The sequence below is a fragment of the Enterobacter sp. 18A13 genome, assembly GCF_007035975.1.
Lineage (GTDB): Bacteria > Pseudomonadota > Gammaproteobacteria > Enterobacterales > Enterobacteriaceae > Enterobacter > Enterobacter vonholyi.
In genome coordinates this window covers 4,169,401-4,194,956 of the sequence record NZ_AP019634.1, presented here as the reverse complement: position 1 = coordinate 4,194,956, position 25,556 = coordinate 4,169,401, and the positions used below count along the sequence as shown (strand labels likewise).

The 25,556-nt window shown below is 55.4% G+C and carries 24 protein-coding genes; 10 read left to right on the top strand and 14 right to left on the bottom strand.

Annotated elements, in window-relative coordinates; genetic code table 11:
- Positions 1 to 93: 93 nt before the first annotated feature.
- The 13 genes from FOY93_RS20245 to acuI form a co-directional block, all read right to left on the bottom strand.
- Positions 94 to 258: a DUF2556 family protein gene (locus FOY93_RS20245; RefSeq protein WP_008502862.1), complete on the bottom strand. Its 165-nt coding sequence runs from the start codon at positions 256 to 258 to the stop codon at positions 94 to 96.
- Positions 259 to 436: 178 nt separating this feature from the next.
- A complete protein-coding gene (fis, locus tag FOY93_RS20240; RefSeq protein WP_000462905.1) occupies positions 437 to 733 on the bottom strand; it encodes a DNA-binding transcriptional regulator Fis in 297 nt (98 codons plus the stop codon).
- Positions 734 to 756: 23 nt separating this feature from the next.
- On the bottom strand, positions 757 to 1,722 hold the full coding sequence (gene dusB / locus FOY93_RS20235; RefSeq protein ID WP_136195022.1) for a tRNA dihydrouridine synthase DusB: 966 nt from the start codon (positions 1,720 to 1,722) through the stop codon (positions 757 to 759).
- Positions 1,723 to 2,052: 330 nt separating this feature from the next.
- Complete coding sequence (locus FOY93_RS20230; protein WP_136195210.1) at positions 2,053 to 2,793, bottom strand: carbonic anhydrase; 741 nt, start codon at positions 2,791 to 2,793, stop codon at positions 2,053 to 2,055.
- A gap of 128 nt (positions 2,794 to 2,921) precedes the next feature.
- On the bottom strand, positions 2,922 to 3,803 hold the full coding sequence (prmA, locus tag FOY93_RS20225) for a 50S ribosomal protein L11 methyltransferase (RefSeq protein ID WP_008502859.1): 882 nt from the start codon (positions 3,801 to 3,803) through the stop codon (positions 2,922 to 2,924).
- Positions 3,804 to 3,814: 11 nt separating this feature from the next.
- Complete coding sequence (panF, locus tag FOY93_RS20220; protein ID WP_133295473.1) at positions 3,815 to 5,266, bottom strand: sodium/pantothenate symporter; 1,452 nt, start codon at positions 5,264 to 5,266, stop codon at positions 3,815 to 3,817.
- Positions 5,256 to 5,498: a YhdT family protein gene (locus FOY93_RS20215; protein ID WP_111964999.1), complete on the bottom strand. Its 243-nt coding sequence runs from the start codon at positions 5,496 to 5,498 to the stop codon at positions 5,256 to 5,258. Before FOY93_RS20215 ends, panF begins: the two co-directional genes overlap by 11 nt.
- A gap of 108 nt (positions 5,499 to 5,606) precedes the next feature.
- On the bottom strand, positions 5,607 to 6,956 hold the full coding sequence (gene accC, locus FOY93_RS20210; RefSeq protein ID WP_003860388.1) for an acetyl-CoA carboxylase biotin carboxylase subunit: 1,350 nt from the start codon (positions 6,954 to 6,956) through the stop codon (positions 5,607 to 5,609).
- A 10-nt stretch (positions 6,957 to 6,966) separates the two neighbouring features.
- Positions 6,967 to 7,428 (bottom strand): acetyl-CoA carboxylase biotin carboxyl carrier protein, encoded by a 462-nt coding sequence (gene accB / locus FOY93_RS20205; protein ID WP_010436174.1) that lies wholly within the window; start codon positions 7,426 to 7,428, stop codon positions 6,967 to 6,969.
- Positions 7,429 to 7,449: 21 nt separating this feature from the next.
- Positions 7,450 to 7,902 carry a type II 3-dehydroquinate dehydratase gene (aroQ, locus tag FOY93_RS20200; RefSeq protein ID WP_023309405.1) on the bottom strand — a complete coding sequence of 151 codons (453 nt, stop codon included), beginning with the start codon at positions 7,900 to 7,902 and terminating at the stop codon, positions 7,450 to 7,452.
- Positions 7,903 to 8,136: 234 nt separating this feature from the next.
- Positions 8,137 to 8,736 (bottom strand): protein-methionine-sulfoxide reductase heme-binding subunit MsrQ, encoded by a 600-nt coding sequence (gene msrQ, locus FOY93_RS20190; protein WP_115876373.1) that lies wholly within the window; start codon positions 8,734 to 8,736, stop codon positions 8,137 to 8,139.
- Positions 8,737 to 9,738, bottom strand: a complete 1,002-nt coding sequence (gene msrP, locus FOY93_RS20185; RefSeq protein ID WP_143345594.1) for a protein-methionine-sulfoxide reductase catalytic subunit MsrP — start codon at positions 9,736 to 9,738, stop codon at positions 8,737 to 8,739.
- A gap of 77 nt (positions 9,739 to 9,815) precedes the next feature.
- Entirely contained in the window at positions 9,816 to 10,790 is a 975-nt protein-coding gene (acuI, locus tag FOY93_RS20180; RefSeq protein WP_115876371.1) for an acrylyl-CoA reductase (NADPH), read from the bottom strand.
- Positions 10,791 to 10,973: 183 nt separating this feature from the next.
- Between acuI and csrD the strand changes: the two genes are divergently transcribed.
- The 8 genes from csrD to tldD all read left to right on the top strand — a co-directional run bounded on the left by csrD (position 10,974) and on the right by tldD (position 23,243).
- Positions 10,974 to 12,914 carry an RNase E specificity factor CsrD gene (gene csrD / locus FOY93_RS20175; protein WP_143345593.1) on the top strand — a complete coding sequence of 647 codons (1,941 nt, stop codon included), beginning with the start codon at positions 10,974 to 10,976 and terminating at the stop codon, positions 12,912 to 12,914.
- 282 nt (positions 12,915 to 13,196) lie between these two features.
- Positions 13,197 to 14,240, top strand: coding sequence for a rod shape-determining protein MreB (gene mreB, locus FOY93_RS20170; RefSeq protein WP_000913396.1), 1,044 nt, complete (start codon positions 13,197 to 13,199; stop codon positions 14,238 to 14,240).
- A gap of 62 nt (positions 14,241 to 14,302) precedes the next feature.
- Positions 14,303 to 15,319, top strand: a complete 1,017-nt coding sequence (gene mreC / locus FOY93_RS20165) for a rod shape-determining protein MreC (RefSeq protein ID WP_023309400.1) — start codon at positions 14,303 to 14,305, stop codon at positions 15,317 to 15,319.
- Complete coding sequence (mreD, locus tag FOY93_RS20160) at positions 15,319 to 15,807, top strand: rod shape-determining protein MreD (protein WP_023309399.1); 489 nt, start codon at positions 15,319 to 15,321, stop codon at positions 15,805 to 15,807. Before mreC ends, mreD begins: the two co-directional genes overlap by 1 nt.
- Positions 15,808 to 15,816: 9 nt before the next feature.
- Complete coding sequence (locus FOY93_RS20155) at positions 15,817 to 16,410, top strand: Maf family protein (protein ID WP_111964994.1); 594 nt, start codon at positions 15,817 to 15,819, stop codon at positions 16,408 to 16,410.
- Positions 16,400 to 17,869 (top strand): ribonuclease G, encoded by a 1,470-nt coding sequence (rng, locus tag FOY93_RS20150; protein WP_111964993.1) that lies wholly within the window; start codon positions 16,400 to 16,402, stop codon positions 17,867 to 17,869. The genes FOY93_RS20155 and rng overlap by 11 nt, the downstream gene beginning before the upstream one ends.
- A 40-nt stretch (positions 17,870 to 17,909) precedes the next feature.
- Entirely contained in the window at positions 17,910 to 21,713 is a 3,804-nt protein-coding gene (gene yhdP / locus FOY93_RS20145; RefSeq protein ID WP_133295222.1) for an AsmA2 domain-containing protein YhdP, read from the top strand.
- Between the two features lie 84 nt (positions 21,714 to 21,797).
- Entirely contained in the window at positions 21,798 to 23,243 is a 1,446-nt protein-coding gene (gene tldD / locus FOY93_RS20140; RefSeq protein ID WP_127732430.1) for a metalloprotease TldD, read from the top strand.
- A gap of 58 nt (positions 23,244 to 23,301) precedes the next feature.
- Here tldD and aaeR read toward each other — a convergent pair whose 3' ends face one another.
- Positions 23,302 to 24,228: an HTH-type transcriptional activator AaeR gene (gene aaeR / locus FOY93_RS20135; RefSeq protein ID WP_023616809.1), complete on the bottom strand. Its 927-nt coding sequence runs from the start codon at positions 24,226 to 24,228 to the stop codon at positions 23,302 to 23,304.
- 180 nt (positions 24,229 to 24,408) lie between these two features.
- On the opposite strand from aaeR, the gene aaeX reads away from it, so the two are divergent.
- Together aaeX and aaeA are read left to right on the top strand one after the other, a co-directional pair.
- The gene (gene aaeX, locus FOY93_RS20130) at positions 24,409 to 24,612 is read left to right on the top strand and encodes a p-hydroxybenzoic acid efflux pump operon protein AaeX (RefSeq protein ID WP_003860416.1); all 204 of its coding nucleotides are present in this window, start codon (positions 24,409 to 24,411) and stop codon (positions 24,610 to 24,612) included.
- Positions 24,613 to 24,619: 7 nt separating this feature from the next.
- Positions 24,620 to 25,552, top strand: coding sequence for a p-hydroxybenzoic acid efflux pump subunit AaeA (gene aaeA / locus FOY93_RS20125; RefSeq protein WP_023309394.1), 933 nt, complete (start codon positions 24,620 to 24,622; stop codon positions 25,550 to 25,552).
- Positions 25,553 to 25,556 lie beyond the last annotated feature (4 nt).

Here is a 25,556-nt window from a genome sequence, read left to right as displayed (position 1 = left end):
GGGCGAGACATTATCACCGTCAGGTAATGGCTCAAAGGGATTTAAATCCCCGTTTTTAGTGGGTAATAACAGGTGATTTGCGCAATCGGACGCTTAGTCGAGCTCTGAGCAGTTCACGAGTTTAAGGGGATTCACGGAGTTCATATTGCGACACTTATCGGTTTCGGTGCTCATCAGTTCAATCCACTGCATCAGGAGTGCATCGAAAATGAGAACGGAGATTGCAAAGACAACCAGCCACCAGTATTTACGAATCATTGTGTCATTCCGCGAGAAGAGCGCCAGTAAGGTGGGGGAAATATACACCAAAATCTGCGGTTTTAAAGCGGGATAAGTGAAGGTTTACAAAGCGTTGACGGACTGAAGCAGGGGAATAAAAAAGGCGCTTCCCCATGCCGAAGAGCGCCTTTTTAAACAAGCATTCAACTGATTAGTATCAGTTCATGCCGTATTTTTTCAGTTTCTTACGCAGAGTACCACGGTTGATACCCATCATCAGCGCAGCGCGGGTTTGGTTACCGCGGGTGTATTGCATCACCATGTCCAACAGTGGCTGTTCAACTTCAGCCAGTACCAGCTCATACAGGTCATTAACATCCTGACCATTCAGTTGAGCAAAATAGTTCTTCAGTGCCTGTTTAACCGAGTCACGCAGGGGTTTTTGAGTTACCTGGTCCTGAGAGTTAACGGTAGAAACGGTCAGTACGTCAGAATTTACGCGTTGTTCGAACATAGTTCTGTCAGCTCTTTATTTCATTACGCAAGATTTTCGAAGTATGCCTCCAACGCCTCCAGCTGTACGCTGGCATCCTCTATGGCGTTGAATGTGCGCCGAAACTGGTCATCTGGAGCGTGCTCCTGGAGATACCAGGAGACGTGTTTACGCGCAATTCGGTACCCTTTTGCATGACCGTAGTGGTCATGCAGTTCCCGAACATGCGAACAAAGCAAGCGCTTAACCTCTGCCAGAGGCAGCGGGGCAAGCAGCTCCCCAGTGTCCAGATAATGCTGGATTTCCCGGAAGATCCAGGGTCTTCCCTGAGCTGCACGTCCTATCATCAGAGCATCAGCTCCCGTATAGTCGAGTACAGCCCTGGCTTTAAGCGGGTCAGTTATGTCGCCATTCGCGATAATCGGAATGGAAACTTTCTGCTTAACTGCCCGAATGCTGTCGTATTCAGCTTCGCCGTTGAACAAACAGGCGCGAGTGCGTCCATGAATGGTCAGGGCCTGAATGCCACAGTCTTCGGCCAGTTGGGCAATCTCTACACAGTTACGGTGTTCCGGCGACCAACCCGTGCGAATCTTCAACGTAACAGGAACGTCCACCGCGCTGACAACCGCCGTCAGGATAGCTTTCACCTGGTCGGGGTATTGCAGAAGGGCTGAACCTGCAAGCTTGCGATTCACCTTTTTGGCCGGGCACCCCATATTGATATCAATAATTTGGGCACCACTTTCCACGTTAATTCGCGCGGCATCTGCCATCTCTTCAGGCACGCTTCCGGCAATTTGCACGGTGCGAATACCTGGTTCATCAACGTGCACCATCCGAAGGCGGGATTTATCGCTTTCCCAAACCTGCGGGTTAGACGACATCATCTCGGATACGGTTAAACCGGCTCCCATCTCATAGCACAGCGTCCTGAACGGCCGGTCTGTAATACCTGCCATTGGGGCTGCGATCAGGCGATTTCTAAGCTGGTGGTGTCCGATGCGCATGAGTTAAGAAATGACCATACTGTGACTGCAAGGCGGCGTATATTACGCATTTTTTGCATGAGATGAAAGGCCAAACTTTGAACAATCCACTGTTGTAGATCAAGGAATCGCCGCTCAATCTTTCCGTTAAGAATTATTCACTATTTAAATCATTGTGTTATGCGAGAATGACTATTTTATGGGCGCTTACAATTTCCCGTAACTTCTCATCATTTCTGAATAAAGGGCTTACCTGAGCGGGATAATCTGCTGTTTTTAGCAGCAGATTTCCCGTCTTCTTTGCGATCTGCGTCGCATTTTAGAACATGATCTTTAGCCTCTGGATGGGCGTTATTCGACCACAACACGCCCATGCAGAGACTGTACCGGACGGTTATTATCGTGATGCATTGTCCCGGTGAATCTGGCAAGTTGTTCTGCAGAAACCGTCAAGGGTTGCTTGAGCACAATCCAGGTGACGCCTTCTGAACACGGCGGGGTGGTCAGTGAACCGCTAAAGCGCCAGTACGTTTTATCTTTCGGCAGCAGTTTGTTCAGGTTGAGATCCTGTTTGATGGAGACGTTCTGCTCGGCCTGCTGAGGCATAACGCGCCACAGTTTTTCAAGCTCCGGGTTTGTGGCCCCTTTATCAAACATGACCGCCACCACCGTCAGTTCCCCGCCGGCATTTTTATGAACCAGATGCATTTCCATCGCGTACCTTTTGCCATGCACGGTATTTTCGCTCGGCGCGTGAAAATGGAACTGTTGTAACGTCCAGGTTTGCTTATCAAGAGTAAGGGTATCGCGGGTGTCAGCCTGTTCACCAGCCTGAATGGTATGGCCATTGTTTGTCAGTGTAACAGGGCCATCAACGTAGTGGGTTTGCAGCGGGGAAAGATGGGCGTTAGCGGTGGAATCAATATTAATCGGAGACTGGTTCATCCCGCTTTGACAGGTCTTGTAGGCCTCGTCCAGCTCGCCCCAGTGTTCCGGTGAACCTTCCCCTTCGTAGTTCCAGTGTGATGCAAATGCTGAAGCCGAGATCATGCTCAGCGCCAGCAGCGCTGCCTTGCCTGTAATGTGTTTCATCATATTCTTCCGGTGAATTTTTGTAATACAAACCAACGTGATTTGTGTGGTTATTTTACCGAAGAATGACCGGGGGAGAGAGGATTATCAAAGGGAGAAAGGCGTGGTCAGATGACCACGCCAGATTCTTATTTTTTACGGCCGGTGATGCGGCACCACTCTTCTTTTTCCACGACCGGATCGAGGGCAAAGAGATCGGCGTAGGCTTCACATACGCTGTCGGCCTGGCTTGCCAGGATACCGGAAAGCCCCAGCAGACCGCCCTCAACGGGCAGCACGCTGATTAGCGGGGCCAGCTCGCGCAGTGGGCCCGCCAGAATGTTTGCGACCACCACGTCGGCTTTCATCGCTTCTGGCTGCGCATCCGGCAAATACAGCTCCAGTCGATCGGAAACGCCATTACGCTCGGCGTTGTCACGGCTGGCCTGAATCGCCTGCGGATCGATATCGATCCCGATAGCTTTTGCCGCGCCCAGTTTCAGGGCGGCAATCGCAAGGATCCCGGATCCACAGCCGAAGTCGATTACCGTCTTACCGTCCAGATCGAGACCATCCAGCCACTGCAGACACAGGGAGGTCGTTGGATGGGTGCCGGTACCAAACGCCAGACCCGGATCGAGCATGACGTTAACCGCGTTTTCATCAGGAACCTCGCGCCAGCTCGGGCAGATCCACAGGCGTTTGCCGAACTGCATCGGGTGGAAGTTATCCATCCACTCGCGTTCCCAGTCTTTATCTTCCAGCTGTTCGATTTTATGGGCAAAACCCGCACCCAGCAGAGGATGATTCTCCAGAATCGCGACAACCTCTTTCATGTCGGTTTCGGCATCAAACAGGCCAATAACGTCGGTATCACCCCACAGGCGGGTTTCGCCCGGCAACGGCTCAAAGACCGGCGTGTCATGCGTGTCCTGGAAGGTGATAGAGACCGAACCAGCCTCCATCAGCGCATCGCTCAGTTCCTCGGCGTTAGCGCCGGTTGTGTTCAGTTTTAGTTGGATCCACGGCATGGCAAAACTCTTTATTTATCAGTAGAAATCACAGCGGGCTGTGGGACGGGCTGACCGAAACGGTTTCCCACCACAAACGCCAGTAAACTCAGCAGTAACGAAGGCACAATCGGATGGAAGCCCAGGTACTGAATCTTAAACGTTGCAAGGACGGCGTACAGCACACCGCCGACAATCATGCCGCTCAGCGCGCCCGCAGCGTTTGCACGCTCCCAGTAGAGCCCTAACACCAGCGGCCACAGGAATACCGCTTCAAGCCCACCAAACGCCAGCAGGTTCAGCCAGATGATCATCTCAGGCGGGCGCCATGCGGCTAACAGCAGCAATGCCCCTAACGTCAGAGTAATAATGGCCGACATGCGCTTCAGGCGCCGTTCATTCTCTGCCTGCTCAGGACGCAGGTTCAGATAGAGATCTTTAATGATCGTAGCGGAACTTTGCAGCAGCTGAGCGTTGATTGTCGACATAATGGCGGCCATCGGGGCGGCGAGGAAGATCCCGGCGGCAAATGGCGGCAGCACTTTAACCATCAGGGTTGGGATAACCAGATCGGGTACGGTAAGGTCAGGAATAACTGCCCGGCCTAACGCGCCCGCCAGGTGCATACCAAACATCAGGATCGCAACCACGATAGTGCCGATAATGATACCTCTGTGCACGGCTTTGCTGTCTTTGTAAGAGATACAGCGCACGGCGGTATGCGGCAGGCCAATCACTCCAAAGCACACCAACACCCAGAACGAGGTCATAAAGGTTGGCGAAAGGATGTCATCTGCGCCCTGCGGAGAGACCAGTTTCGGGTCGATGGTTTCCAGCGTTTCGACTGCGTGGCTCAGGCCACCAGCAGCATGCACAATGCCCACCAGCAGAACAATGGTGCCAACAAGCATCACCAATCCCTGCATAGTATCGTTCAGCACGCTGGCGCGGAATCCTCCGAACGCGGTATACAGCGCAATGCTGACTCCGAAGATGATCAAGCCTGTCTCGTAGGGGATCCCGGCCGCCGTTTCCAGCAGACGTGCCCCGCCGATAAACTGCACCGTCATTGCGCCAATAAAGGCCACCAGCAGGCTTAAGCTGGCCAGCCACACCAGTAAACGGCTCTGATAGCGGGCAAACAGCATATCATTGAGCGTCACGGCATTATAACGGCGCGCCAGAATGGCAAATTTTTTGCCCAGTATGCCCAGTGAGAGCCAGACGGCTGGAAGCTGGATCATCGCCAGAAGCACCCAGCCTAACCCATATTTATAGGCTGCTCCGGGTCCGCCGATAAACGAACTGGCACTGATGTAGGTCGCGGTCAGCGTCATGGCCAGCACGACGCCGCCCATCGAGCGGCTACCAAGAAAATACTCGTTCAGGAAGGTGCCCGTCGTTCTTTTACGCATGGCGTAAACGGATAAACCAAACACCACTAACAAGTAAGCGATAAGCGGCAGAATGACTTCAAGCTGCATCATCGTCCTCCAGCGGGATATCGCGATAGATGAATTTCACCATTGCCCAGCACAGCAGGATGAAGACCAGCGGTACCAGCAGGCACGCCATTTCGAACCAGTGCGGTAGGCCGGTGAAGCCAATAGCGGAGTCAGGTAAGTAAGCAGTTACCAACCATGCTGCGAGATAGAGAAGGGTCAGCCACAGCGCCCAGCGCGCTTCTTTATGGGCCTGAACAAAACGTTTGTCCATTTATTGTCCCTTGTGGATGAAGAAAGCGGGGATTGTACATGATGAGCCTTTCCTGGCCCCAGAAATAAAAAAAGCCGGATAATCCGGCCTTTTAGCAACACAGGTCTCTTACTTCTCGTTCAGACCGAGTTTTTTCTCCAGATAGTGGATGTTAGTTCCACCATTCTGGAAGTGCTCGTCGCTCATGATGCGCATCTGCAGATCAACGTTGGTTTTGATACCGTCGATGATCAGCTCCTGCAGGGCATTCTTCATGCGGGCAATCGCCACGTCACGATTTTCGCCGTAGCAGATGAGCTTGCCGATCATTGAGTCATAGTACGGCGGTACGGTGTAACCGGCGTAGATATGAGACTCCCAGCGCACGCCAAAGCCACCCGGCGCGTGGAAACGCGTGATTTTGCCCGGGCTTGGCAGGAAGGTGTTCGGGTCTTCGGCGTTGATACGGCATTCTACCGCATGGCCTTTCACCACAACTTCTTCCTGCTTGATGGAAAGCGGCTGGCCTGCAGCGATACGCAGCTGCTCTTTGATCAGGTCAACGCCGGTGATCATTTCGGTAACCGGATGCTCAACCTGAATACGGGTGTTCATTTCGATGAAATAGAACTCGCCGTTCTCGAACAGGAACTCAAAGGTACCCGCTCCACGATAGCCGATATCGACACACGCTTTAGCGCAACGCTCGCCGATGTAGCGACGCAGTTCCGGGGTAATGCCCGGCGCTGGTGCTTCTTCGACCACTTTCTGGTGACGACGCTGCATGGAGCAGTCACGTTCTGCCAGATAGATTGCGTTGCCCTGACCGTCAGCCAGCACCTGAATTTCGATGTGGCGTGGGTTTTCCAGGTATTTTTCCATGTATACCATGTCATTGCTGAAAGCGGCTTTCGCTTCTGCTTTGGTCATGGAGATGGACTGCGCCAGTTCAGCATCGCTACGCACAACGCGCATACCGCGACCGCCGCCGCCGCCGGACGCCTTGATGATAACCGGGTAGCCAATGCGTTTAGCATGAGCACGGTTAGCATCCATGTCGTCGGTCAGAGGGCCGTCAGAGCCTGGTACGGTTGGAACACCGGCTTTTTTCATCGCGGTGATTGCAGACACTTTGTCGCCCATCAGGCGGATGGTGTCGGCTTTCGGGCCGATGAAAATGAAGCCAGAGCGTTCAACCTGCTCAGCAAAGTTGGCGTTCTCAGAGAGGAAGCCATAACCCGGATGAATTGCCACCGCGCCGGTGATTTCAGCGGCGCTGATGATAGCCGGGATGTTCAGATAGCTTTTTACGGACGGAGCCGGGCCAATACAGACCGTCTCATCCGCCAGCAATACGTGTTTTAAATCGCGATCCGCGCTTGAGTGCACAGCGACGGTCTTGATGCCCAGTTCTTTACAGGCACGAAGAATACGCAGTGCGATCTCGCCGCGGTTGGCGATAACAATTTTATCCAGCATGTACGCCTCGTTACTCGATGACGACCAGCGGCTCGTCAAATTCAACCGGCTGACCACTTTCGACCAGAATCGCTTTCACAGTACCTGATTTGTCTGCTTCGATCTGGTTCATCATTTTCATCGCTTCTACGATGCACAGGGTATCGCCGACGTTGACTTTCTGACCCACTTCGATGAACGCCTTCGCGTCAGGGCTCGGGGTGCGGTAGAAAGTACCAACCATTGGGGAACGTACGATGTGACCACTGATTTCTGCTGCAGCGGCAGGTGCGGCTTCAGCTGCTGGTGCAACGGCTGCGGAGAGCGCAGGCTGCTGCACTGGCGCAGCATAAGCCTGCTGCATTACCGGGAAGCTAGCGGCTGGGGCTGCACGGCTGATGCGTACAGACTCTTCGCCTTCAGAAATTTCCAGTTCGGAGATGCCTGATTCTTCAACCAGCTCGATCAGTTTTTTAATCTTACGAATATCCATGAGTGGGTTCCGTACTCTTGTTTAGTGTGATTGTGACAAGCGTTTTACCGCTGTCTGTAAAGCGTATGAATAGCCGTCTGCGCCCAGTCCACAGATAACGCCAGCAGCGATATCCGACAGATACGAATGGTGGCGGAACGGCTCTCGGGCGTGCACATTACTCAGGTGGATCTCGATAAACGGGATACTCACCGCGAGAAGTGCGTCGCGGATAGCAACACTGGTGTGCGTAAACGCGGCCGGATTGATCAGGATATAGTCCACATTGTCTTTAGCCTGATGAATACGGTCGATGAGTGCGTACTCCGCATTCGACTGAAAATGATCCAAATCCACATTCAGCGACGCTGCTTCCGTTCCAAGACGGTTAACAATTTCACTCAATGTCAGCGTGCCGTACTTCTCTGGCTCACGGGTGCCGAGCATGTTCAGGTTCGGTCCGTTCAAAACTAAGATATGGAACTTATCAGTCATTATGCCGCTATCTCCTGCGATTTTCGGGTAAAAAACAAAATATACCTTCGAAACGCAAATGTCACCTTTTCAGAGGCTTAAAACCGCTGTCAGGCGAACCAAGGTCGCACATTATAACGATTTCGTAGCATTTAGCAGCTAAATACTGGTCTTATCAGGGAAGATTATCAACCGCTATCCGAAAAAGATTTGCGGTTGACCGGTAATCTGCGGGAAAACGCACAGTTTCGCGAACTATCGCAACCACTGGCGGAACTTCTTATAACGCCATGCTAAAAGCGCCACGGCGGCCAGTGCGTACAGGACCGGCTGCGGGGAGAGGATCTTCACTGACCACAGGTAATGAATGGGAGCGAGGATCGCGACAAGATAGACGAAGTTGTGCAGCAGCTGCCAGCGCCTGCCCAGTTTTCGCTGTGCATATTGCGTGGAGGTCAGCGCTAACGCCAGTAAAATCACCCAGCTCACGATGCCCAGGGTCAGATAAGGGCGTGTCACCAGTTCGCGGCCAAGCAGCGCCAGATTGTTAATTCCCAGTTCCAGCAGGGCATAGCTGGTAAGGTGCAGCGTTGCCCAGGCAAAACACCATAGTCCTAACAGCCGACGGGTGCGTATCAATAAGGGCTGTTTAGCGTAGCGCGCCAGCGGCGAGACGAGCAAGGTGGCCAGCAAAAATTTCAGAGCCATCCGACCGGTAAAATGCTGGATATCCTTGGCCGGGTCTGCGCTAAAGAGCCCCTGGCTGGCGGCCCAGAACAGCCATATAAAAGGAAGTACCCCGGCCAGGTGCAGAAGCACTTTTAGCCAGGTAATCTGTTTTGCCGTTAAACGCACTCAGAAGTTCTCCCGTAAGTTGAGACCACGATAAAGCGAGGCCACTTCATCCGCATAACCGTTAAACAGTAGCGTCGGCTGGCGCTTAACGTCCAGCGCACCGCCGGAACCAATAAACCGCTCGGTCGCTTGCGACCAGCGTGGATGATCCACCTGCGGGTTCACGTTGGCGAAGAAACCGTATTCGTCCGGGGCCGCCAGATTCCACGTGGTTGGTGGACGTTCACGGGTAAGCTTGATGCTGACGATAGATTTAATCCCTTTGAAGCCATATTTCCACGGTACGGTTAAACGGATGGGGGCACCGTTCTGCGGCGGAAGCGCTTTACCGTACACACCGACGGTCAGCAGGGTGAGGGGGTGCATAGCTTCATCGAGACGTAACCCTTCCACATACGGATAATCAAGCCCGCCGCCGATAAACCGATCTTTCTGCCCGGGCATCTCGTCCGGCGCATACCGCGTCTGGAAGGCGACATATTTTGCATTGCTGGTGGGCTCAACCATCGCCAGCAATTTATGCAGCGGGAAGCCGACCCAGGGCACTACCATCGACCAGGCTTCCACGCAGCGCATGCGATAGATACGCTCTTCGAGCGGGAAACGGGTGGTGAGATCGTGGTGGTCCAGCGTCAGGGGTTTCGCCACTTCACCGTCGATTTTCAGCGTCCACGGATCGGTTTTGAGGCTTCCCGCGTTGGCGGCAGGATCGGCCTTGTCGAGACCAAATTCGTAGAAGTTGTTGTAGCCGGTGACTTTATCTTCCGGCGTAAGCGTCAGTTTGTTTTGCCATTCAGCTGGTTTCGTAAAGGTGAGCGGGGCGCCGGAAGGAGCCTTTGGCCGATCGTTGCCTTTAAACCAGTCGAGCAGGTCGGCGTGAGCCGAAGGCGAGAGCGAGAGCGCGGTGGCGCTGATGCCAAGCATTTTCAGGATCTGGCGGCGCTGTAGCATAAAGACAGACTCAGACGTTACGTCGGCTTCCGTCAGTTTTCGGTTTTTCATGGCATCCTCCGTCATGCGTTTTCCTAAGCATGACGGAGGAGAGTGATTCGCGCGAATATGTCACGAAAATTTGAAGATTAGGCGATTTTCACCAGCGCGCGACCGTGGAACTGGTTATCCATGATCTTAGAGGCGTATTCCGGCGCCTGGCTCAGGTTTATCTCCGTCGCGCTCTGGGTATAGAAAGATTCCGGCAGATCGCGCACCAGCCGTTCCCAGGCTTCATGGCGACGAGCCGCAGGGGTCATCACGGAATCCACGCCCTGCAGGCGGACGTTACGCAGAATAAACGGCATCACGGTGGTTGGCAGGGCAAATCCGCCCGCCAGACCGCAGGCTGCCACGCAGCCGCCGTAGTTCATCTGCGCCAGGATTTTGGCCAGCACCTTATCACCTACGGTATCCACAGCCCCTGCCCAGACCTGTTTTTCCAGCGGACGGGTTTCAGCGAATTCGTCACGGCTGAGAATGCGGTTTGCACCGAGCTGGCGCAGATAGTCATGGGTGCTTTCACGGCCGGAAACCGCAGCGACCTGATAGCCTAGCTTGTGGAGCAGCGTGACAGCCGTGCTGCCCACGCCGCCGCTGGCGCCGGTGACGACAATGTCACCCGACTCAGGGCGGATACCCGCATCTTCCAGCGCCATCACGCACAGCATGGCGGTAAAGCCTGCCGTACCGACGATCATCGCCTTGCGTCCATCCATGCCTTTCGGCATCGGCACCAGCCAGTCGCCCTTCACGCGCGCCTGCGTGGCCAGCCCACCCCAGTGATTTTCACCCACGCCCCAGCCGGTGAGCAGCACCTGCTGGCCCGGATGGAAGCGCGGATCCTCGCTGGTATGAACCCGGCCCGCGAAATCAATACCAGGCACCATAGGGAAATTTCGGATGATTTTACCCTTACCTGTAATAGCCAGCGCATCTTTATAATTTAAACTGGACCAGTCGATGTCGACGGTTACTTCGCCTTCCGGCAGGCGGCTCTCTTCTACCGGCTGCACTGAGGCAAGCGTTTTGCCGTCCTGCTGTTCTAAGATCAAAGCCTGCATACGGGGTCCTCTCAACTCATATGATTGGAAAATAATTTCTGAAGACTATACTCGCTCAGGGAAACGCGGTGCCGATTTAACGCAATAAATTGCCAGATACACCCGATTTGGTAGTATGCCGCATTTGAAATGCAAGTTAGCGCTTACTCGCTACCCCCATCAACCCACGGAGTAATCTCAAGGATGCGATTAACGACGAAGTTCTCAGCTTTTATCACCTTGCTGACGGGGCTTACCATTTTTGTCACCCTTCTGGGCTGCTCTCTGAGCTTTTACAACGCCATTCAGGACAAACTGGTCAACCGGGTACAGTCTGTCGCGTCGGTGATTGATACGCGTCTGCTAACGACGCCGCTACCAGCGCTCACCAGTGAGCTTGATGAGTTGATGGTACCTGTTGATATTGTTCAGATCGACATTCAGCAGGGAAAGCATCGTATTTTAAGCCATGAACGGCCGGGGAGTTATCGGCCTGCGGGCGTGGTGAGCCAGTATCGGGAAGTGACGGTGCATTCCCTCAAAAATCCAGGGATGACCATACGCATGGTCTATCTCGATCCGATGGCCAGCTATTTCCGATCCATGATGACCACCGCGCCGCTCACCGTCGCGGTGGCGTTTATCGTCCTGCTGATCTTTCTCGCGGTCCGCTGGCTGCGACGCCAGCTCTCCGGCCAGGAGCTGCTGGAGATGCGCTCCGTACGTATCCTGAACGGTGAACGCGGCCCGCAGGTGCGCGGCTCGGTTCATGAATGGCCTTCACGCGCCAGCAGCGCGCTGGATACCTTGCTCTCCGAAGTCCAGTTTGCCAGCGACCAGCGCAGCCGTATGGATACGCTGATCCGCTCTTATGCAGCGCAGGATAATAAAACTGGCCTTAACAATCGTCTTTTCTTTGATAATCAGCTGGCCACGCTGCTCGACGATTCAGAAAAAGTGGGGACACATGGGGTAGTGATGATGATTCGCCTGCCCGATTTCGATCTCCTGCGCGACACCTGGGGACAGCGGGCCGCGGAAGAAAATCTCTTTACGCTGATCAACCTGCTCTCCACCTTTATTATGCGCTACCCGGGCGCATTACTGGCCCGCTATCACCGCAGTGACTTTGCCGTGCTACTGCCGCACCGTACGCTGAAGGAGTCGGAAAGCATCGCCAGCCAGCTGCTGAAGGCGGTGGATGCGCTGCCGCAGAGCAAAATGCTCGACAGGGACGATATGGTCCATATGGGGATCTGCGCCTGGCGTGGCGGACAATCGACAGAACAGGTAATGGAACATGCTGAAGCCGCTACCCGCAACGCTGTCTTGCAGGGGGCGAACGGATGGGCGGTGTATGATGACTCGCTGCCGGAAAAAGGGCGCGGCAACGTGCGCTGGCGAACGCTGATTGAGCAAATGCTTAGCCGCGGCGGACCGCGTATTTATCAAAAACCCGCGGTCATGAAAAACGGCAATGTTCATCACCGAGAGCTGATGTGTCGTATTTTTGACGGTACCGAAGAGGTCATTTCGGCGGAATATCTGCCGATGGTGCTGCAATTTGGGCTGTCCGAAGAGTATGACCGCCAGCAAATTACCCGGCTGATTCCGTTTTTATCCTTCTGGCCTGAAGAAAACCTGGCGTTACAGGTCACCGTTGAGTCGTTAATACGCCCACGTTTTCAGCGCTGGCTACGTGATACATTAATGCAATGCGAAAAATCACAGCGCAAACACATTATTTTTGAACTTGCTGAGGCCGATGTAGGTCAACACATCAGCCGGTTACGTCCGGTGGTACGTTTGATCAATGCGCTCGGTGCGCGTGTAGCGGTGACGCAGGCTGGTTTAACGCTGGTCAGTACCAACTGGATCAAGGAACTGGATGTGGAGTTATTAAAGCTACATCCGGGGCTGGTAAGGAATATCGAGAAGCGTACGGAAAACCAGCTTCTGGTACAGAGTCTGGTAGAAGCATGCAAGGGAACGCGAACACAAGTGTTTGCCACGGGCGTGCGCTCCAGAAGCGAATGGCAGATGTTAACAGCGCGCGGCGTGATGGGTGGTCAGGGGGATTTTTTTGCTGCCTCTCAACCGCTTGACACCAACGTGAAAAAATATTTGCAAAGATACTCTGTTTGACCTGCCGTTTACGCTGTTTTCACGTAGAATATCGCGCCTGTAGCTTTGAGTATGTCGAGCAAAAAGCCAGTGAACGACCTTTAATGGGTTACAAACGTCAGTGGGGAACGCAACTGTTTACTCAGCCCTGAAGGAGTCAGGGGATGATTTTGTAACATCAGGAAACGTACTGCATAAATTTTCACCGTTGCAGATGATTTTTGCGCCTTGTCGCTGCTGCGTGTGGTTGGTAAAGTAAGCGGATTTTGTTTTCCGCCCCAGCTTTCAGGATTATCCCTTAGTATGTTGAAAAAATTTCGTGGCATGTTTTCCAATGACCTGTCCATTGACCTGGGTACCGCGAATACCCTTATTTATGTAAAAGGACAAGGCATCGTATTGAATGAGCCTTCCGTTGTGGCCATTCGTCAGGATCGTGCAGGCTCGCCAAAAAGCGTGGCCGCAGTGGGTCATGACGCGAAGCAGATGCTGGGTCGTACCCCAGGCAACATTGCCGCTATCCGCCCAATGAAAGACGGCGTTATCGCCGACTTCTTCGTGACTGAAAAAATGCTTCAGCACTTCATCAAGCAGGTTCACAGCAACAGCTTCATGCGTCCAAGCCCGCGTGTTCTGGTGTGTGTGCCGGTTGGCGCAACCCAGGTAGAACGTCGCGCAATCCGTGAATCTGCCCAGGGGGCAGGTGCGCGTGAAGTGTTCCTGATTGAAGAGCCAATGGCGGCGGCAATCGGTGCAGGTCTGCCTGTGTCTGAAGCGACCGGTTCCATGGTGGTGGATATCGGTGGTGGTACCACTGAAGTGGCCGTTATCTCTCTGAACGGCGTGGTGTACTCTTCTTCCGTACGTATCGGTGGTGACCGCTTCGACGAAGCCATCATTAATTATGTGCGCCGTAACTACGGCTCTCTGATCGGTGAAGCCACCGCAGAGCGTATCAAACATGAAATCGGCTCTGCGTATCCGGGCGATGAAGTGCGTGAGATCGAAGTACGTGGCCGTAACCTGGCTGAGGGTGTTCCACGCGGTTTCACCCTGAACTCCAACGAAATTCTGGAAGCACTGCAGGAACCACTGACGGGCATCGTGAGCGCGGTAATGGTCGCGCTGGAACAGTGTCCACCAGAGCTGGCGTCCGATATCTCCGAGCGCGGTATGGTTCTGACCGGTGGTGGTGCGCTGCTGCGTAACCTCGACCGCCTGTTAATGGAAGAGACAGGTATTCCTGTCGTAGTTGCAGAAGATCCACTGACTTGCGTCGCCCGTGGTGGTGGCAAGGCGCTGGAAATGATCGACATGCACGGCGGCGATTTGTTCAGCGAAGAGTAGTCGAGTTTGAGAGGGTAGCAATTTGCTACCCTTTCTCTCTGACGCGAGAATACGCATAGCCTATGAAGCCAATTTTTAGCCGTGGCCCATCGCTACAGTTTCGCCTCATTCTGGCGGTTCTGGTTGCGCTTGGGGTCATTATTGCCGATAGCCGCCTCGGTACGTTCAGCCAGATCAGAACGTACATGGATACCGCCGTCAGTCCTTTCTACTTTGTTTCAAATGGTCCCCGTGAACTGCTCGACTCCGTTTCTCAAACGCTGTCTTCGCGTGACCAACTCGAACTCGAAAACCGGGCATTACGTCAGGAACTGTTGCTGAAAAACAGCGAACTGCTGATGCTGGGGCAATACAAGCAGGAAAACGCGCGCCTGCGTGAACTGCTCGGCTCGCCGCTGCGTCAGGATGAGCAGAAAATGGTCACGCAGGTGATCTCCACCGTGAACGACCCCTATAGCGATCAGGTTGTGATCGACAAAGGCAGCGTGAACGGGGTGTATGAAGGCCAGCCAGTTATCAGCGATAAAGGCGTAGTAGGCCAGGTTGTTGCCGTGGCTAAACTGACCAGCCGCGTGCTGCTGATTTGCGACGCCACGCATGCGCTGCCGATCCAGGTCCTGCGCAACGACATCCGCGTGATCGCGGCCGGTAACGGCTGTACGGACGACCTGCAGCTGGAACACCTGCCGGCTAACACGGATATCCGCGTAGGCGACGTGCTGGTGACGTCTGGTCTGGGTGGACGCTTCCCTGAAGGTTATCCGGTTGCGGTGGTCTCTTCGGTCAAGCTGGATACCCAGCGTGCCTATACCGTGATTCAGGCGCGTCCAACCGCTGGTCTGCAGCGTCTGCGCTATCTGCTGCTGCTGTGGGGTGCCGATCGTAACGGGGCTAACCCGATGACGCCTGAAGAGGTCCATCGAGTGGCAAATGAGCGCCTGATGCAGATGATGCCGCAGGTTCTTCCGCCTGCGGATTCCATGGGGCCGCCTGCGCCAGTCCCGGCGCCGGCAACCGGGTTAACGCAGCCGCTGCCGGATGCGCCGCCACCGCCTAAACTCTCTTCGGGAGGGCAGTAGTGGCAAGCTATCGTAGCCAGGGACGCTGGGTCATCTGGCTCTCGTTTCTTATTGCACTGTTACTGCAGGTTATGCCCTGGCCGGATGACATTCTCGTTTTCCGGCCAAACTGGGTATTGCTCATTTTACTCTACTGGATCCTTGCCCTACCGCATCGCGTAAATGTCGGCACGGGTTTCGTGATGGGTGCCATACTGGATCTCATTAGCGGCTCTACGCTTGGCGTGCGCGCCTTGTCCATGAGCATTATTGCGTACCTCGTCGCACTCAAATTCCAGCTCTTTCGTAACCTTGCGCTCTGGCAACAGGCCCTGGTAGTGATGCTATTGTCGCTCGCTGCGGATATCGTTGTTTTCTGGGCAGAGTTTTTAGTGATCAACGTCTCTTTCCGACCGGAAGTGTTCTGGAGTAGTGTAGTAAACGGTGTGCTCTGGCCATGGTTATTCCTGCTGATGCGTAAGGTTCGCCAGCAGTTTGCTGTGCAATAAAAGGTTTCTATGACGTCTTTGTATCTCGCTTCCGGCTCCCCGCGCCGTCAGGAACTCCTGACGCAGCTAGGGGTCTCTTTTGAACGCATCGTGACCGGCATTGAAGAAAAACGTGCTGAGGGCGAAAGTGCTCAACAGTACGTGTCACGTCTGGCGCGGGAGAAAGCGCAGGCGGGCGTGGCCAGTGTGCCACGCGATCTTCCCGTGCTGGGGGCAGATACCATCGTTATCCTGAACGGTGAAGTGCTGGAGAAACCGCACGACGCCGATCATGCAGCGCGCATGCTGCGCAAGCTGTCCGGACAAACGCATCAGGTGATGACGGCCGTCGCGCTGGCTGACAGCCAGCATGTGCTGGACTGCCTGGTGGTGACGGAAGTGACCTTCAGAGTACTTACCGACGACGACATCGCCGCTTATATTGCCAGCGGTGAACCGATGGATAAAGCAGGTGCATACGGTATTCAGGGGCTGGGTGGCTGTTTTGTCAGGAAGATTCATGGCAGCTATCACGCCGTAGTCGGCTTACCGCTGGTGGAAACGTATGAGTTGCTGAGCAATTTTAACTCACTGCGTGAGGGAAGGGATAATTATGACGGCTGAATTGTTGGTAAACGTAACGCCCTCGGAAACCCGTGTGGCCTATATTGATGGTGGCATTCTTCAGGAAATTCATATTGAGCGTGAAGCGCGGCGCGGAATAGTAGGCAATATCTACAAAGGTCGTGTCAGTCGTGTACTACCGGGTATGCAGGCGGCTTTTGTAGATATTGGACTCGATAAGGCGGCATTTTTACATGCCTCCGATATCATGCCGCACACCGAGTGCGTCGCAGGCGAAGAGCAAAAGCAGTTTGCCGTGCGCGACATTTCTGAACTGGTGCGTCAGGGACAGGATCTGATGGTGCAGGTGGTGAAAGATCCCCTCGGTACCAAAGGTGCCCGTCTGACCACCGACATCACCTTACCTTCCCGCTATCTGGTCTTTATGCCCGGCGCGTCGCACGTGGGCGTTTCGCAGCGTATTGAGAGCGAAACCGAGCGCGAGCGTCTGAAGAAAGTGGTCAGCGCCTACTGCGATGAACAGGGCGGATTTATCATCCGTACCGCCGCGGAAGGGATCAGCGAGGAAGACCTGGCGTCGGATGCGGCTTACCTGAAGCGCGTCTGGACAAAAGTGATGGAGCGTAAAAAACGTAACCAGACCCGCTATCAGCTCTATGGTGAGCTGGCGCTGGCGCAGCGCGTTCTGCGTGATTTTGCCGACGCGCAGCTCGACCGCATTCGCGTGGACTCTCGTCTGACGTACGAGGCCCTGCTCGAGTTTACCGCCGAATATATCCCTGAGATGCCTGGCCTGCTGGAGCACTACACCGGGCGTCAGCCGATCTTCGATCTCTATGATGTCGAAAACGAGATCCAGCGTGCCCTGGAGCGTAAGGTCGAGCTGAAGTCAGGCGGCTATCTGATCATCGATCAGACTGAAGCGATGACTACCGTCGATATCAACACCGGCGCTTTTGTCGGCCATCGCAACCTGGATGACACCATCTTCAACACCAATATCGAAGCCACGCAGGCAATTGCGCGCCAGCTTCGTCTGCGCAATCTGGGCGGCATTATCATCATCGACTTCATCGATATGAGTAATGAAGACCACCGTCGCCGCGTGCTGCACTCGCTTGAGCAGGCGCTGAGCAAAGACCGCGTGAAAACCAGCATTAACGGCTTCTCGCAGCTGGGGCTGGTGGAAATGACGCGTAAGCGTACCCGCGAGAGCGTGGAGCATGTGCTGTGCAATGAATGCCCAACCTGCCATGGACGCGGAACGGTAAAGACGGTTGAGACCGTCTGCTACGAAATTATGCGTGAAATCGTCCGTGTTCATCATGCCTACGACTCCGATCGTTTTCTGGTCTATGCTTCCCCTGCGGTGGCTGAAGCGCTGAAAGGCGAAGAGTCGCACGCGCTGGCGGAAGTGGAAATCTTTGTCGGCAAACAGGTAAAAGTACAAATTGAACCGCTCTATAACCAGGAGCAGTTTGACGTCGTGATGATGTAAGCGCAGTACGCTGCGTGACGAAGCTGACAAGGAGAGATGCGTGAGGCGATTGCCGGGGATTTTATTGCTTACAGGGGCAACGCTGGTCGTGATTGTCGCGTTGCTCGTGAGCGGGCTACGCCTCGTTTTACCGCATCTGGACAGCTGGCGTCCGCAGCTGCTGGCGAAAATCGAATCCACCACCGGCGTGCCGGTGAACGTAAGCCAGGTTAGCGCTAACTGGCAGAATTTTGGCCCGACGCTTGATGTCCGGGATATCAACGCCAGCCTGAAAGATGGCGGCTACCTGAAAATCAAACGCGTGACCCTGGCGCTGGACGTCTGGCAAAGCCTGCTGCATCTGCGCTGGCAGTTTCGCGATCTCACCTTTTATCAGCTCCAGTTTCTGACCAATACGCCGCTGTCTGGCGGCGATAGCGGTCAGGGTCTTGAAGCTAACCGCTTCAGCGATCTTTTCCTCCGCCAGTTCGATCATTTCGATCTGCGCGACAGCGAAGTGAGCTTTATTACCCTTTCCGGGCAGCGCGCCGAGCTGGCGATCCCGCAGCTTACCTGGCTTAACGGTAAGGATCGGCACCGCGCCGAGGGGCAGGTCAATCTCTCGAGCCTGAACGGCCAGCACGGCGTGATGCAGGTGCGTATGGATCTGCGCGACGATGACGGCCTGTTAAATAACGGCAAAGTCTGGCTGCAGGCCGACGATGTGGACGTCAAGCCGTGGCTGGGCGACTGGCTCCAGCAAAACATGCAGCTGGAAACGGCCCGCTTCAGCCTTGAGGGCTGGTTGACCCTGACGAAAGGCGAATTTGCCAGCGGCGATATCTGGCTCAAGCAGGGGGGCGCGAGCTGGAAAGGCGAAAAACAACAGCATCAGCTTTCCGTCGATAACCTCACCGCGCACGTGACGCAGGAGAAAGAGGGCTGGCAGTTTGCCATTCCCGATACGCGCATCACGATGGACGGCAAGCCGTGGCCGCGCGGTGCGCTGACGCTGGCCTGGATGCCGGAGCAGGACGTTGGCGGCACGGCCAGTAAACGCAGCGACGAGCTGCGCATCCGTGCCAGTAACCTGGATTTGGCCGCCATTGAAGGGCTACGCTCGATGGCGGCAAAGCTCTCTCCTGACCTGGGCGAGATCTGGCTGGCTACGCAGCCGAGCGGAAAGATTGATTCTCTGGCGCTGGATATTCCGCTTCAGGCGACGGAAAAAACCCGTTTCCAGGCGACATGGAAAGATCTTGCCTGGAAGCAGTGGAAGCTGCTGCCGGGTGCGGAGCACTTTAGCGGCAAGCTGGAAGGCAGCGTGGAGAACGGCAGGCTGACGGTTGATATGCACGACGCCAAAATGCCTTACGAGACGGTCTTCCGCGCGCCGCTGGAAATCGAACAGGGCAACGCAGTGCTTAACTGGCTCCGTAACGATAAGGGTTTCCAGCTCGATGGTCGGCATATCGACGTCAAAGCGAAAGCGGTGCACGCGCGCGGCGATTTCCGCTATCTGCAGCCTGAAGGCGATGAGCCATGGCTGGGGATTCTGGCCGGGATCAGTACCGATGATGGCTCCCAGGCCTGGCGCTATTTCCCGGAAAACCTGATGGGGAAAGCGCTGGTAGACTATCTCAGCGGCGCGATTCAGGGCGGTCAGGCGGATAATGCCACGCTGGTCTACGGCGGTAATCCCCATCTGTTCCCGTACAAACACAATGAAGGTCAGTTCCAGGTTCTGGTCCCGCTGCATGACGCCACCTTTGCGTTCCAGCCTGGCTGGCCCGCGCTGAAAAACCTGGATATCGAACTTAATTTCCTCAATGACGGCCTCTGGATGAAGTCCGACAGCGTGGCGCTGGGCGGCGTGACGGCCAGCAACCTGACGGCCAACATCCCGGATTACTCCAAAGAGAAGCTGCTGATTGATGCCGAGATCAACGGTCCCGGCAAGGCGGTGGGACCGTACTTTGAGGAGACGCCGCTGAAAGAGTCGCTGGCCGCGACGCTTCAGCAGCTCCAGCTTGATGGCGATGTGAATGCTCGCTTACATCTTGATATCCCGCTGGACGGAGAGATGACCACCGCCAAAGGTGATGTCCGCCTGAAAAACAACAGCCTGTTCATCAAACCCCTTGAGAGCACGCTGAAAAATCTCAGCGGGCAGTTCAGCTTTGAAAACGGTAACCTGAAGAGCGAGCCGCTTACTGCCAGCTGGTTTAATCAGCCCGTGAATATCGACTTCACGACCACAGAGGGTGAAAAGGCTTATCAGGTGGCCGTCAATCTGGACGGCAACTGGCAGCCAGCGCGTATGGACGTCCTGCCGAAGCCCATCGAGGCGTCGGTGGATGGCGCGGTCGCCTGGCAGGGTAAAGTGGCAATCGACCTGCCTTATCACGCGGGCGCCCAGTATAAGGTCGACATCACGGGTGACCTGAAGAATATTCGAAGCCAGCTGCCAGCGCCGCTGGATAAACAGGCCGGACAGCCGCTGCCGGTAAAGCTGAACGTCGATGGCAACCTGAACAGCTTCGCGCTAACCGGCAGCGCGGGCCGGACAAACCACTTCAACAGCCGCTGGCTGCTTAACCGCAAGCTCACCCTCGACAAAGCCATCTGGACAACGGATAGCCGCTCCACGCCGCCGCTGCCGGAGCAGACGGGCGTTGAGCTGAATCTCCCACCGATGGACGGTGCAGAGTGGCTGGCGCTGTTCCAGAAAGGCGTTGGGCAAAACGTTGATGAAACCGCCCAGTTCCCGCAAACCATTACCGTACGTACGCCTTCGCTGATGCTGGGCGGGCAGCAGTGGAACAACCTGAGCATCGTCTCGCAGCCTGGCGCTAACGGCACGAAGGTAGAGGCCCAGGGCAGAGAGATCAACGGTACTTTGACCATGCGCAATCACGCGCCATGGCAGGCGGCGATTCGCTATCTCTACTACAACCCGGCAAGCGCCACGAGCGGGAAAGATAAACCGGCGGAAGCGTCTCCGCTGAGTAATGCCTCCCGCGTCGATTTTAGCGGCTGGCCCGATCTCCAGCTGCGCTGCGCTGAGTGCTGGCTGTGGGGGCAGAAATATGGCCGTATTGACGGTGATTTCACTATTCAGGCCAACACGCTTACGCTCTCCGGTGGCCTGGTTGATACCGGCTTTGGCCGCATGACGGCCGCAGGGGAGTGGGTGAATAACCCGGGCGAGCAGCGAACGTCCCTCAAGGGCGACATCAAAGGCAACAAGCTGGATGCGGCAGCCAATTTCTTTGGTATCAGCACGCCGCTGCGCGGTTCGTCATTTGATGTTAATTACGATCTTCACTGGCGCGACGCCCCGTGGAAGCCCGATGAGGCCTCGCTGAACGGCATTCTGAAAACCCGCTTTGGTAAAGGTGAGATAGCCGACGTGAGCACGGGGCGCGCCGGGCAGATCCTGCGCCTGCTGAGTTTTGATGCGCTGCTGCGCAAGCTGCGCTTCGATTTCAGCGATACGTTCAGCGAAGGTTTCTACTACGATTCCATCCGCAGTACGGCATGGATTAAGGACGGCGTTCTGCATACGGACGATACGCTGGTGGATGGCCTGGAAGCAGATATCGCCATGAAAGGCTCAGTCAACCTCGTGCGCCGCGAACTGGATATGGAAGCCGTGGTGGCACCGGAAATTTCCGCGAGCGTGGGCGTGGCGGCGGCCTTTGTGGTGAACCCGATTGTCGGTGCGGCGGTGTTTGCCGCCAGCAAAGTGCTGGGTCCGCTGTGGAGCAAAGTCTCCATTCTGCGCTACCGCATTACCGGTCCGGTCGATAAGCCGCAGATTAACGAGGTGCTGCGCCAGCCGCGCAAAGATGCACAGCAATGATTTGACGTGGGCAGGTAATTGCCTCACTCTCAATAAATACGATCTTTATACCGCCACGGGCGGCAACGAACGAGTAGCAATACGATGAGTCTGAACCTGGTAAGTGAACATTTGCTCGCAGCGAACGGCCTGAATCATCAGGACCTGTTCTCCATTCTTGGTCAACTGACCGAACGCCGTCTCGACTACGGCGACCTTTATTTCCAGTCGAGCTATCACGAATCCTGGGTTTTAGAAGACAGCATCATTAAAGATGGCTCTTACAACATCGACCAGGGCGTCGGCGTCCGCGCCGTCAGCGGCGAGAAAACCGGTTTTGCCTATGCCGATCAGATTAGCCTGGCTGCACTTGAGCAGAGCGCGCAGGCCGCGCGCACCATTGTGCGTGATACCGGCGATGGTCGCGTGAAAACCCTTGGAGAAGTGCAGCACTCTGCGCTCTATACCAGCATCGATCCTCTGCAGAGCATGAGCCGTGAAGAGAAGCTGGATATCCTGCGTCGCGTGGACAAAGTCGCCCGCGCGGCGGATAAACGCGTGCAGGAAGTTTCAGCCAGCCTGAGCGGTGTGTATGAACTGATTCTGGTGGCGGCAACGGACGGCACTCTGGCGGCAGACGTTCGCCCGCTGGTACGTCTCTCCATCAGCGTGCAGGTCGACGACGATGGCAAACGCGAGCGCGGCTCAAGCGGTGGCGGCGGTCGTTTCGGCTATGACTGGTTCCTGGGCGACGTTGACGGTGAAGCGCGCGCTGACGCGTGGGCAAAAGAAGCCGTGCGCATGGCGCTGGTGAATCTGAATGCCGTCGCGGCGCCGGCGGGCTCATTCCCGGTGGTGCTGGGTGCTGGCTGGCCGGGCGTGCTGCTACACGAGGCGGTAGGCCACGGCCTGGAAGGCGACTTTAATCGTCGCGGGACGTCGGTGTTCAGCGGTCAGATCGGGCAGCTTGTCTCCTCTGAACTGTGCACCGTGGTGGATGACGGCACGATACGCGATCGTCGCGGCTCGGTGGCTATCGACGATGAAGGTACGCCCGGCCAGTACAACGTGCTGATCGAAAATGGCGTGCTGAAAGGCTACATGCAGGACAAACTCAACGCGCGCCTGATGGGCGTCGCGCCGACGGGCAACGGACGTCGCGAATCTTACGCGCACCTGCCGATGCCGCGCATGACCAACACGTATATGCTGCCGGGTAAATCCACGCCGCAGGAGATTATCGAATCCGTTGATTACGGTATCTTTGCGCCAAACTTTGGCGGCGGCCAGGTGGACATCACCTCCGGTAAGTTTGTCTTCTCTACTTCAGAAGCGTACCTGATCGAGAAGGGCAAAGTGACCAAAGCGGTGAAAGGTGCGACGCTGATTGGCTCCGGTATTGAAGCCATGCAGCAGATCTCGATGGTCGGTAACGATCTGAAGCTGGATAACGGCGTGGGCGTCTGCGGTAAAGAGGGCCAGAGCCTGCCGGTTGGCGTGGGCCAGCCAACGCTGAAAGTGGACAACCTGACGGTGGGCGGCACGGCGTAAGTTTTCCCGTCACTCTAACCCTCTCCCAAACCGGGAGAGGTGTCTTGAATTACAAAACCTATTCTTTCCTTCTTCCCCGCATCCCCTGAAACAGCTCTGCTACGTCAACAAAATACTCGGTCAGATAGTTAATACACACCTGCACCTTGAGCGGGAGTTTGTCTTTTTCGGTATACAGGGCGTACACCGGACGAGGATCGGACTGGTAGCGCGGGAAGAGGATCTCAAGCACGCCGCTGTTGATCTCGTTGATGACCCACATTAACGGCACGTAGGCAATCCCGGCGCCAGCCACCAGCCAGCGCGAAATGGTCATCGGATCGTTAGTGACAAATCGCCCTTCCGGCAGCAGTTTGGTGGAGATCCCTTCCGGGGCAATCAGCTCAAATTCATTGTCGGGCCGCACGCTGTATTCCAGCCACGAGTGGTTGGTGAGATCGGCGGGTTTCTCCGGAACACCGTACTGGGCCAGATAGCTCTTCGAAGCGCAGACGACCATCGGCATGCTGCCCAGCCGACGCGAGAACAGGCTGGAATCCTGCAGCGCGCCGACGCGGATCACCACGTCCAGACCGTCGGCAATCAGGTCCGGTGCCGGGATACCCGTCACCAGATTAACGGTAAGCCCGGGATACTCTTTCAGCATATCCGCCGTCATGGCAGCGAGAACATTTTGTGCCATAGTTGAAGAACACCCGATGCGCAGCGTGCCGATGGGGGTGTTGTTGAAGGCGTAGAGCTGTTCGTGAACATCCTGCACTTCCAGCAGCATACGGCGACAGCCCTGATAGTAAATTTTGCCCGCTTCCGTCAGGCCAATGCTGCGGGTGCTGCGGTTGAGCAGCTTGACCTGAAGCTCATCTTCCAGTTTGGACACCGTCTGGCTGATGGATGAGACGCTCATCTGAAGCTGGCGTGCAGCGGCGGTAAAGGAGCCCAGTTCAACCACTTTGGCGAAGACCGACATGCGTTTTAAACGTTCCATTGTTCACTCTGGCTTAAAAGTGATTTAGATCACATATTATAGATAACAGCATAACAGTTACGTTAATATATTATTTATTACATAACGGCTGCGCCATTCTCGCCCGGCGTTTCTTGCTCTCCTGCGATGGCGTGCGCTAAAAAAATTCTGAAGCCTGCACTCTCTCTAATCAAGGTCAACATGAGTCTGTTTCCCGTTATCGTGGTGTTCGGTCTGTCCTTCCCACCGATATTTTTCGAGCTTCTTTTATCACTGGCGATCTTCTGGCTGGTGCGCAAGGTGCTGGTCCCTACCGGGATCTACGATTTCGTCTGGCACCCTGCATTGTTCAATACCGCGCTGTATTGCTGCCTGTTTTACCTGATATCGCGCATGTTTGTCTGAGGTTGATGTGAAAACGCTAACAAGAAAAATCTCCCGCACTGCCATCACCATGGCGCTGGTTATCCTCGCCTTCATCGCTATTTTCCGCGCCTGGGTCTATTACACTGAATCACCGTGGACGCGTGATGCACGCTTCAGCGCCGATGTGGTGGCAATCGCTCCTGACGTGGCCGGTCTTATCACGGCGGTCAACGTTCACGATAACCAGCTGGTGAAAAAAGATCAGGTTCTGTTCACCATCGACCAGCCTCGTTACCAGAAAGCGCTGGAAGAGGCAGAAGCGGACGTGGCCTATTATCAGGCGCTCGCTGCGGAGAAACGCCGCGAGGCAGGCCGCCGTAATCAGCTGGGCGTACAGGCAATGTCCCGTGAAGAGATTGACCAGTCCAACAACGTGCTGCAAACCGTGCTGCACCAGCTGGCGAAAGCGCAGGCAACGCGCGATCTGGCGAAGCTCGATCTCGAGCGCACCGTGATCCGCGCGCCGTCCGATGGCTGGGTCACCAACCTCAACGTCTATGCCGGGGAATTCATTACCCGTGGCTCAACCGCCGTGGCGCTGGTTAAACAGAACTCCTTCTACGTGCTCGCCTATATGGAAGAGACCAAGCTGGAAGGCGTGCGTCCGGGCTACCGGGCAGAAATTACGCCGCTGGGCAGCAATCGCGTCTTTAAAGGAACTGTCGACAGCGTCGCCGCAGGGGTGACTAACTCCAGCAGTTCGAATGATGCCAAAGGGATGGCAACGGTGGATTCCAACCTCGAGTGGGTGCGTCTGGCCCAGCGCGTGCCGGTCCGTATCCACCTGGACGAACAGCAGGGCAATCTGTGGCCTGCGGGTACCACGGCGACGGTGGTGATTACCGGTGAAAAAGATCGGGATGCCAGCCAGGACTCGTTCTTCCGTAAAATCGCCCACCGTCTGCGCGAGTTTGGTTAATCGC